Here is an 8,795-nt window from a genome sequence, read left to right on the forward strand (position 1 = left end):
GGCCGGAGTCACGCGGGGACGCCGGGGCCCGCCAGGCTCTCGATCGTCCGGCGGGCGTCGGCCCCCACGAGGCCGGCCCATTCGCGCGGGACGCCGGCCAGCCAGCCGGCGACGACGGTGGCGAAGCCCGGGACGTGCCGGCACAGGTCGGTCAGGCAGCGGTCGAAGCGGGCGGCGCCGCCCGGGGTGCGGCCGAGGAGCAGCCCGGTGCGGTGGAAGAGGACCCGCGGCTCGGGGCCGGGGTTGCGGGCGGCGGCCCGCAGCACCGCCTCCAGGACGGCGGGGTCCCGCTCGCGGGCCAGCAGGGCGTCCAGCAGTTCTCGGCGCAGCGGGCGGGCGACGGGGGTGCCGGGAGCGGCGAGGACACCGGCGAGGACCACACGGAGCGGCTGCGGGCCGTCGTCCAGCAGGCCGGTGAGCAGGTCCCGCACCGCGGCACGGTCGGCGGGGCCGCCCTCGTCCAGGCGGCGGTCGGCGTACGCGGCCACGTGCCCGGTCAGCTCGGGCCTGCGTTCCACGGTCTCCCGGACGACCGCGGCGACCCGCCGGGCCATGGCGGGGGTGGCGGCGTCGGCGAGGGCGCTGAGGGTGTCGGCCGGGTCCGCCGCCCGCGCCAGTCTCGTGCGGAAGGCGGCGAGCACCGGCTCCGGGTGGGTCGCGAAGGCGTCGGTCAGCACGCTCGGCGGCAGGTGGGGGTCGCCGTCCGCGAAATGGGCCAGGGCGCGCGGGAGGTGCCGGTCCCTGCTGTCGGGGTCGCGGACGAGCAGGGCGAGCGCGCCGCCGTGCAGCTCGCGGTCGGCGCCGCGGACGAGCACGGCGAGCGCCGCGTACCTCAGCAGGGTGCGGTCGGTGCCCTCGCGCGCGTGCGGCGCGACCCGCAGGCCGTGGGCGACCGCCGCGGCGCGGCGTGCGGGACGGTCGTCCTTCGCCCAGCGGTCGACGGCCCGGCACATCGCGGCGGGCTCCTCCTCCGTCAGCACGGTGAGCAGTTGGCCGGCTCGTCGGTGCCCGCTGTCCACGAGGGCGTCGGTCAGCGCGTCCAGGGCCCCGTGCCGATGGGTGTGCAGCAGGGCCTGCGCGGCCGTCGCGACGGTGGCGTGCGGGGTGGCGGGCAGCGGCCGCTCGTCCTCGAACCAGCGGACCAGGTACGGCAGTACGGCGACGGTGTCGGCGGCGAGCAGACGGGCGGCGGCGTCGAGGAAGCGAGGGCCGCTCTCGCACGGAGGGCCGTCGGCGTGCACCAGCCGCCGCAGCAGGGCACACCGTGCCTGGAGCGGCAGCCGGAGCGCTGTCCAGAAGGCGGGGCCCAGTTCGGGCGGCACGGCCCGTCGCTGTTCCCGCCACGCCACGACGCGGTCGGCCAGCAGGCGCAGCACGTCCCTGTACGGGGTCGCGTCGGGCACGCGCGCGAGGACCCCGGTGAGCAGGCGGGCGGCCCACCACGAGCCGGTGTCGGCGTCGAGGGCGTGAGCAAGGTCCGCCAGGCGTGAGGCGAGACGGCCGGTGCCGTGCCGGCGGGCGAGGAGCAGCAGGGCCTGGACGACGGAACCGGCGCGGTGGTGGGGCACCGCGCCGGGGCCCCGGGGGGCGCGGTGGTCGTGGACCAGGGCGCTCAGGGCGCCGTCCAGGTCGAGGTGGATTCCGTGCAGCCAGTCGGCGAGCTCGTCGTGCGCGAACCGGTAGCCGGTCCCGGCCGGGACGAGGAGGCCCTCGGCGAGTACGGCCGCGGCCCAGCCGGTGACCCCGCCGAACCGGTCCGGGGCGGGCCCCGCCGGGAACACGGCCTCGAACGCGTCCGCGTCCAGCGCGCCGTGCCCGCTGCCGAGACCGCGACGGGCGGCCTCGTGCACCTGTCCGGCCACCTTGGCCGCCAGCCGGCGTACGGCGGTGCCGCGCAGTCCGTTCCCGGCGGCGAGACGGGTGGCGATGCGCAGGCACATCAGGTCCAGGTGGGCCGAGAGCACGTCGTCACGGTCGACCGGGACGTCGGGTGCCGCGTCGGCGAGGGCGGCTCGGATCCCGGAGAACAGCCGCAGGGTGAGGGGGTGGCCGGCGTCGGCGTCGGCCACCGCTCCCTCGGGGATGCCGTGACGGGCACGGGCTTCCCTCGCTTCCCCGGGGGTGAGGCCGTCGAGGACCACGCACGGTGGGAGCCCTTCGGGGCGGGGCCCGCCGGCGTGCAGTGCCTCCGTCGGGAACCCGGCCTCCTCCCAGTACTCGGCGCGGCACGCCACCACCAGCCGGGCTCCCGTCGCCGCCAGCCATCGCGTGGTTCCGGCCGTCCACTCGGCGCGGCGGTGGAAGAGGCCGGGCGGCATCTGCTCGGGGTCGTCGAGGAGCACCAGGAGGGGGTGGCCGGCGGTGGCGGCGAGCCCGGCCAGGCGGTCCGGGCCCACTTCGCCGAGGGCGTCCGGGGCGGCCGGGAACGGAACCCGGGACGCGGCGACGGCCGTGGCGGCCCGGTCCAGGGCGCGGCGGGCGGCCTCGGCGACCGAGCGGTCGTCCTCGCGCAGATCGGCGCCGCGCAGCCACAGCGTGGGCCGCCCGGCCCGGTGCCGGCGTGCGGCGAGCCCCACAAGCTCGGTGGTGCGGCCACTGCCGGGCGGCCCGACGAGGCCCAGCACGGCGGCCTCGCCCTGCTCGAACGCGGCGAACTCCGCGACCACGGCGGCCCGTTCGACGGGTTCCACGGCCCCCGGCAGCCCGCTGCGCCCTGCCGGGAGCGGCGTGAACGCCCGGACAGGGGCCGTGAGTTCTGCCGGCGCGGCGGTGGACCACGCCGAGGAGCCCGCGGGGTCGGACGCGGCGGCAGTGGGCGGCGCCGGGGTGGCCGCCTGTGCCGCGGGCGTCCCGGTGAGTCCTGAGAAGGCCGTGGCATGCCCCGCCGAGGGGCCCGCGAGCACGGACGGGGCGTCGGTCGGCTCCGCCCGGGCCGCCGTACGCCCCGCCGTGGCTGCCGCGAGCCCCGGCGAGGACGCGGCATACCCGGCCGGACGCCCCGCAGGTCCCTCCGAAGCAGCCGCATACCCGGCCGGCAGCCCCGCAGACCCCACCGAAGCAGCCGCATACCCGGCCGGCAGCCCCGCAGGTCCCTCCGGAGGGGCCGGGGGCACGGTCACGGCGGCCGTGGGTGACGTCGACGGGCCGGGGAGGCCGGGTGAGGCGTCCGCCCGTCCCGCCGAGACGGCGACGGGGCCCGTGGGGAGTGCCGTGAGCCCCGCCGATGTCGCCGTGAGCCCCGCCGATGTCGCCGTGAGCTCCACCAGCGCCGCGAGGTTGAGGTCCCTGCCGTACGCGGGGACCGTCGCCTCGTTCTCGGCGAGCAGTCCGGCGAGGGCGGGGGCCGCCGAGGGGAGCAGCACGGCGAAGCCGACGTCGCTGTCGGCCGACCGGAGCGCGGTACCGAGAACGCCGAGCACCGTGCCGGTGCGGGCGTCGAGCACGGGGCCGCCGGCCGCGCCGCCGCCGAGACGCAGCGCGTCCCGGCCCGCGGTGCCGACCGCCAGCTCCAGGGCGGTGTCCAGGGAGTACGGGCGGTCGGTCGCGGTGTAGGTCACGGCCGTCGTCCCCAGCACCCTGGCCTCACGCCATCCCCCTGCGGCGATCCGCACGTAGGTGCCGGTCCCCACACCCTGCCGTGCGGAGACGGGCAGAGGCGCCACACCGAGCCCTTCGCCGCGCACCAGGGCCAGATCCAAATCGGGCAGCGGCGTCACGGCGTCGGCGGTCACCACACGGTGACGGTCCCCGGCCGCGTGCAGCACGAGCCGGGGCAGGCCGTCGACGGCCTCGTGGCTCGTGATCACCGTGCCGCGGTGGTCGGCCACGAATCCGGTACCGCGCGGGCGGCCCGCGAGATCGGTGAGGCGGACGAGGCCGTCGGCGACGGTCTGGTCCCGCTCGTGGCGGGATCCGTTGTGTGACGGCATCCTCGAGCCTCCCGCCGTACCTCCGTGCCCCTCATCCGCGACAGTAGGGCCGGAATGATCAGCGAGACAGGTCGGCCGGCGAACGCGCCCCCTTCCGCTCCCCCCGTTCACTCCGAGCGCCCGCACCTACGGGTGAACAGTCAGGGGTGGATGGATACACCCTAGGGGTGGGGGAACCGAGGGGGGCCGTGGAGCGGCGGCATGGGCATCCCCGTGACGCCGCTCCACGGACGGGCCCGCGGTCCCGTTCCCCCCGCCGTCCCTTCGATCCGCCGCCCGGGCGAGCGGTCGCTCCGTCAGCCGAAGACGGCCAGGCTCTTGGCCTTGCCCCGGTGCTCCTCGACGAGCGCGATGAACCGCCCCCCGGGGGCGAAGACGGCCACGGCTCCGGAGCCCGCGTACTCCTCGGGCATGTCCAGCCGCACGCCGTTGGTGAGCAGTCCGGCCCGGCGTTCGTCGACGTCCCAGCGGGGGAACGCGGCGGCGGCCGCCTCTGCGATCGGCATCACCGTCAGCTCCTTCTGGAGCTCGTCCAGCGTCCTCGCGGAGTCCAGCTTGTACGGGCCGACGCGGGTACGGCGCAGTGCGGTGAGGTGGCCGCCCACGCCCAGGCCGGCGCCCAGGTCACGGGCGAGGGCGCGGATGTAGGTGCCGGAGGAGCAGACGACCGACACCACGAGGTCGAGCACGGGGGTTCCGTCCTCGGCGACCGCCTCCCGCACGTCGTACACGGAGAACGACGAGACGGTGACCGGCCGGGCCGGGATGTCGAACTCCTCGCCGTCCCGGGCGCGCTTGTAGGAGCGCACTCCGTTGATCTTGATGGCGCTGACCTTGGACGGCACCTGCATGATGTCGCCGGTCAGCTTGGCGACACCGGCGTCGACGGCCTCGCGGGTGACCCGGGAGGCGTCGGTGGAGGAGGTGATGTCTCCCTCGGCGTCGTCGGTGAGCGTGTTCTGCCCGAGCCGGACGGTGCCGAGGTACTCCTTCTCGGTCAGCGCCAGGTGGCCGAGGAGCTTGGTCGCCTTCTCGACGCCGAGGACGAGGACGCCCGTCGCCATCGGGTCGAGGGTGCCCGCGTGACCGACGCGCCGGGTGCGGGCGATGCCGCGCATCTTGGCGACCACGTCGTGCGAAGTGAAGCCCGACGGCTTGTCGACGATGACAAGGCCGTCGGGCGTGGTGTGCTTCTGGGTCATTCGGCGGTGTCGTCCGTCTCGTCGTCTTCCGGCTTGCGGTACGGGTCCGCTCCGCCGGCGTACGCGGCGCCCGCGGACGCCTCGCGCACCTTCGCGTCGGACTGACGCGCCTTGTCGAGGAGGTCCTCGATGGTGCGCGCGGTGTCCGGCAGCGCGTCCATGACGAAGGTCAGGGTCGGCGTGAACTTCACCCCCGCCGCCCGGCCCACCTCGGAGCGCAGGACGCCCTTGGCGCTCTCCAGGCCCGCCGCGGCGGCCTTCCGCTCCTCGTCGTCCCCGTACACGGTGTAGAAGACGGTCGCCTCCCTGAGGTCACCCGTGACCCGGGTGTCCGTGATGGTGACGTGCGAGCCGAGCCGCGGGTCCTTGATCCCGCGCTGCAGCTTCTGGGCCACCACCTCTCGGATGAGGTCCGCCAGCCTTTTCGCCCGCGCGTTGTCGGCCACTGGTCCGTCTCCCGTTCTTTCCTGTCTGCGTTCTGTAGCTGTGGTCGTCAGTCGTCTTCACCGTGGAAGCGCCGCCTGACGGACAGCAGCTCCACCTCGGGGCGACCGGCGACCAGCCGCTCGCACCGGTCCAGTACGTCACTCAGGTGCCCCGCGTCGCCGGACACCATGGCAAGGCCGATGACCGCCCTGCGATAGAGATCCATGTGATCCACCTCGGCCGCGCTCACCGCGTACTTGCGCTGCAGATCGGCGACGATCGGGCGGACGACGGAGCGCTTCTCCTTCAGCGACCGTACGTCGCCGAGGAGGAGGTCGAAGGACAGCGTCCCCACATACATGTGTGAAACCGGTTCACCCGCCGGTACGGGATCGATGGCCCCGCCACCGACTCGGGCAGGGACACCAGAACCGTACAACGAAGGGGGCGCGGCGATCGACGGATATTGCGCCCGCCGGACCGCGCCACCGGCCCCGTACACACGAGCCGGCCGGTGGGACCACGGTCCCACCGGCCGGTACTCACCGTGGGGTGTTACACCCGCGGCTTCTCGCGCATCTCGTACGTCGCGATGACGTCGTCCACCTTGATGTCGTTGAAGTTTCCGAGGTTGATACCGCCCTCGTAGCCTTCGCGGATCTCGGTGACGTCGTCCTTGAAGCGACGCAGACCCTCGATGTTGAGGTTCTCCGCGATGACCTTGCCGTCGCGGATGAGGCGTGCCTTGGTGTTGCGGCGCACCTCGCCGGAGCGGATGAGAACACCCGCGATGTTGCCCAGCTTGGACGAGCGGAAGACCTCGCGGATCTCCGCAGTGCCGAGCTCGACCTCTTCGTACTCCGGCTTGAGCATGCCCTTGAGGGCCGCCTCGATCTCCTCGATCGCCTGGTAGATGACCGAGTAGTAGCGGACGTCCACGCCCTCGCGCTCGGCCATCTGCGCGGCACGCCCGGCGGCGCGCACGTTGAAGCCGATCACGATGGCGTCGGAGCCCATCGCCAGGTCGATGTCGGACTCCGTGACCGCACCGACGCCGCGGTGCAGGACACGGATGTCGACCTCTTCGCCGACGTCCAGCTGGAGCAGCGAGGACTCGAGGGCCTCGACCGAACCGGAGGCGTCACCCTTGATGATCAGGTTCAGCTGCTGGATCTCACCGGCCTTGAGCACCTTGTCCAGGTCCTCCAGCGACACGCGGCGCGTGCGCTTGGCGAACGCGGCGTTGCGCTCACGGGCGGCGCGCTTCTCGGCGATCTGACGGGCCGTACGGTCCTCGTCCACGACGATGAAGTTGTCGCCCGCACCCGGGACGTTGGTCAGGCCCAGGACCTGGACCGGCGTCGACGGGCCCGCCTCGGCGACGTTGTTGCCGTTGTCGTCGAGCATGGCGCGCACGCGGCCGTAGGCGTCGCCCACCACCATCGTGTCGCCGACCCGCAGCGTGCCTCGCTGGACGAGCACGGTCGCCACGGCACCGCGGCCGCGGTCGAGCCGGGACTCGATCGAGATGCCCTGCGCGTCCTGCGTGGGGTTGGCCCGCAGGTCGAGCGAGGCGTCGGCGGTGAGGACGACGGCCTCGAGGAGGCTGTCGATGTGCAGACCCTGCTTGGCGGAGATGTCGACGAACATGGTGTCGCCGCCGTACTCCTCGGCCACCAGGCCGTACTCGGTCAGCTGACCGCGCACCTTGGTCGGGTCGGCACCCTCGACGTCGATCTTGTTGACCGCGACGACGATCGGCACGTCGGCCGCCTTCGCGTGGTTGAGCGCCTCGACCGTCTGCGGCATGACGCCGTCGTTGGCCGCGACGACCAGGATCGCGATGTCGGTCGAGCGCGCACCACGGGCACGCATGGCGGTGAACGCCTCGTGACCCGGGGTGTCGATGAAGGTGATCTTGCGCTCTTCTTCGTTGACCTCGGTCGCGACCTGGTAGGCACCGATGTGCTGGGTGATGCCGCCGGCCTCGCCCGCGATGACGTTGGTCTTGCGGATGGCGTCGAGCAGCCGGGTCTTGCCGTGGTCGACGTGACCCATGACGGTGACGACCGGCGGGCGGACCACCAGGTCCTCCTCGTCGCCCTCGTCCTCGCCGAACTCCAGGTCGAAGGACTCGAGCAGCTCGCGGTCCTCCTCCTCCGGGCTGACGATCTGAACCGTGTAGTTCATCTCGCCGGCGAGGAGCTGGAGCGTCTCGTCGGAGACGGACTGGGTCGCGGTGACCATCTCGCCGAGGTTCATCATGACCGCGACGAGCGACGCCGGGTTGGCGTTGATCTTCTCCGCGAAGTCGGTGAGCGAGGCACCGCGCGACAGGCGAATGGTCTCGCCGTTGCCGCGAGGCAGCATCACACCGCCGACCGACGGGGCCTGCATGGCCTCGTACTCCTGGCGCCTCTGCCGCTTCGACTTGCGGCCGCGACGCGCGGGACCGCCGGGACGGCCGAAGGCGCCCTGCGTGCCACCGCGGCCACCGGGACCGCCGGGACGGCCACCGAAGCCGGGACGGCCACCGCCGCCGCCGAAGCCACCACCGCCGCCGGGACGACCGGCGAAACCGCCACCGCCACCGGGACGACCGGCACCGCCACCGCCACCGGGACGACCGGCGAAACCGCCACCGCCGCCGGGACGACCGCCACCGCCACCACCGGGACGGCCCGCACCGCCCGGACCGCGGCCACCGGGGCCGGGGCGCGGGCCGGCAGCGGGACGCTGCGGCATCATGCCGGGGTTGGGACGCGGACCGCCGGGGCCGCCGCCGGGACGGGGACCGCCCTGCGGACGCGGCATCGAGCCCGGAGTCGGGCGCTGCCCGCCCGGAGCCTGCGGACGCGGACCGCCGCCCTGGCCACCGGGGGCCTGGGGACGCGGACCGGCACCGGGGGCACCGGGACCGCCGGGACGCTGGCCCTGCGGGCGCGGGGCCTGCGGGCGGGCCATGCCGGTGGAGCCACCGGAGGTGAAGGGATTGTTACCGGGACGGGGACCGGCCGGGCGACCGCCCGGACGAGCACCGCCACCGGGGCGCTGACCCTGGCCTGCCGGACGGCCCTGGCCGCCCTGTCCCCTGGCCGGGACCGGCGGGACGACCGCCGGGCTTGGGTGCGCCGGGACGCGCACCGCCGGGCTTCGGCCCGGACGGAGCCGGGGCCGCCGCCGCGGGCGGGGCCTGGAATTCCGGGGCCGCCGGAGCCGGACGCGGCGCGGGCCGCGG

General features: G+C 74.7%; 4 protein-coding genes and 1 pseudogene. All 5 read right to left on the reverse strand.

Annotated elements, in window-relative coordinates; translation table 11 throughout:
* Nucleotides 1-8: 8 nt before the first annotated feature.
* Nucleotides 9-3,929, reverse strand: a complete 3,921-nt coding sequence (locus tag BU52_RS36635; protein ID WP_051858718.1) for a trypsin-like peptidase domain-containing protein — start codon at nucleotides 3,927-3,929, stop codon at nucleotides 9-11.
* A gap of 296 nt (nucleotides 3,930-4,225) precedes the next feature.
* Nucleotides 4,226-5,131 (reverse strand): tRNA pseudouridine(55) synthase TruB, encoded by a 906-nt coding sequence (gene truB, locus BU52_RS30130; RefSeq protein WP_037940480.1) that lies wholly within the window; start codon nucleotides 5,129-5,131, stop codon nucleotides 4,226-4,228.
* Complete coding sequence (gene rbfA / locus BU52_RS30135) at nucleotides 5,128-5,577, reverse strand: 30S ribosome-binding factor RbfA (RefSeq protein WP_037940483.1); 450 nt, start codon at nucleotides 5,575-5,577, stop codon at nucleotides 5,128-5,130. The genes truB and rbfA overlap by 4 nt, the downstream gene beginning before the upstream one ends.
* Before the next feature lie 47 nt (nucleotides 5,578-5,624).
* Nucleotides 5,625-5,918: a DUF503 domain-containing protein gene (locus tag BU52_RS30140; protein ID WP_037940485.1), complete on the reverse strand. Its 294-nt coding sequence runs from the start codon at nucleotides 5,916-5,918 to the stop codon at nucleotides 5,625-5,627.
* 194 nt (nucleotides 5,919-6,112) lie between these two features.
* Nucleotides 6,113-8,795: pseudogene (gene infB, locus BU52_RS30145) on the reverse strand (translation initiation factor IF-2); the annotation flags it as partial.

Origin of the sequence: Streptomyces toyocaensis (assembly GCF_000725125.1) — a bacterium.
GTDB lineage: Bacteria > Actinomycetota > Actinomycetes > Streptomycetales > Streptomycetaceae > Streptomyces > Streptomyces toyocaensis.

What these genes read in the sequence shown, in the direction of transcription:
- BU52_RS36635 (WP_051858718.1), bottom strand. Translation starts at nt 3,929, where the DNA reads ATGCCGTCACACAACGGATCCCGCCACGAGCGGGACCAGACCGTCGCC.
- truB (WP_037940480.1), bottom strand. Translation starts at nt 5,131, where the DNA reads ATGACCCAGAAGCACACCACGCCCGACGGCCTTGTCATCGTCGACAAG.
- BU52_RS30140 (WP_037940485.1), bottom strand. Translation starts at nt 5,918, where the DNA reads ATGTATGTGGGGACGCTGTCCTTCGACCTCCTCCTCGGCGACGTACGG.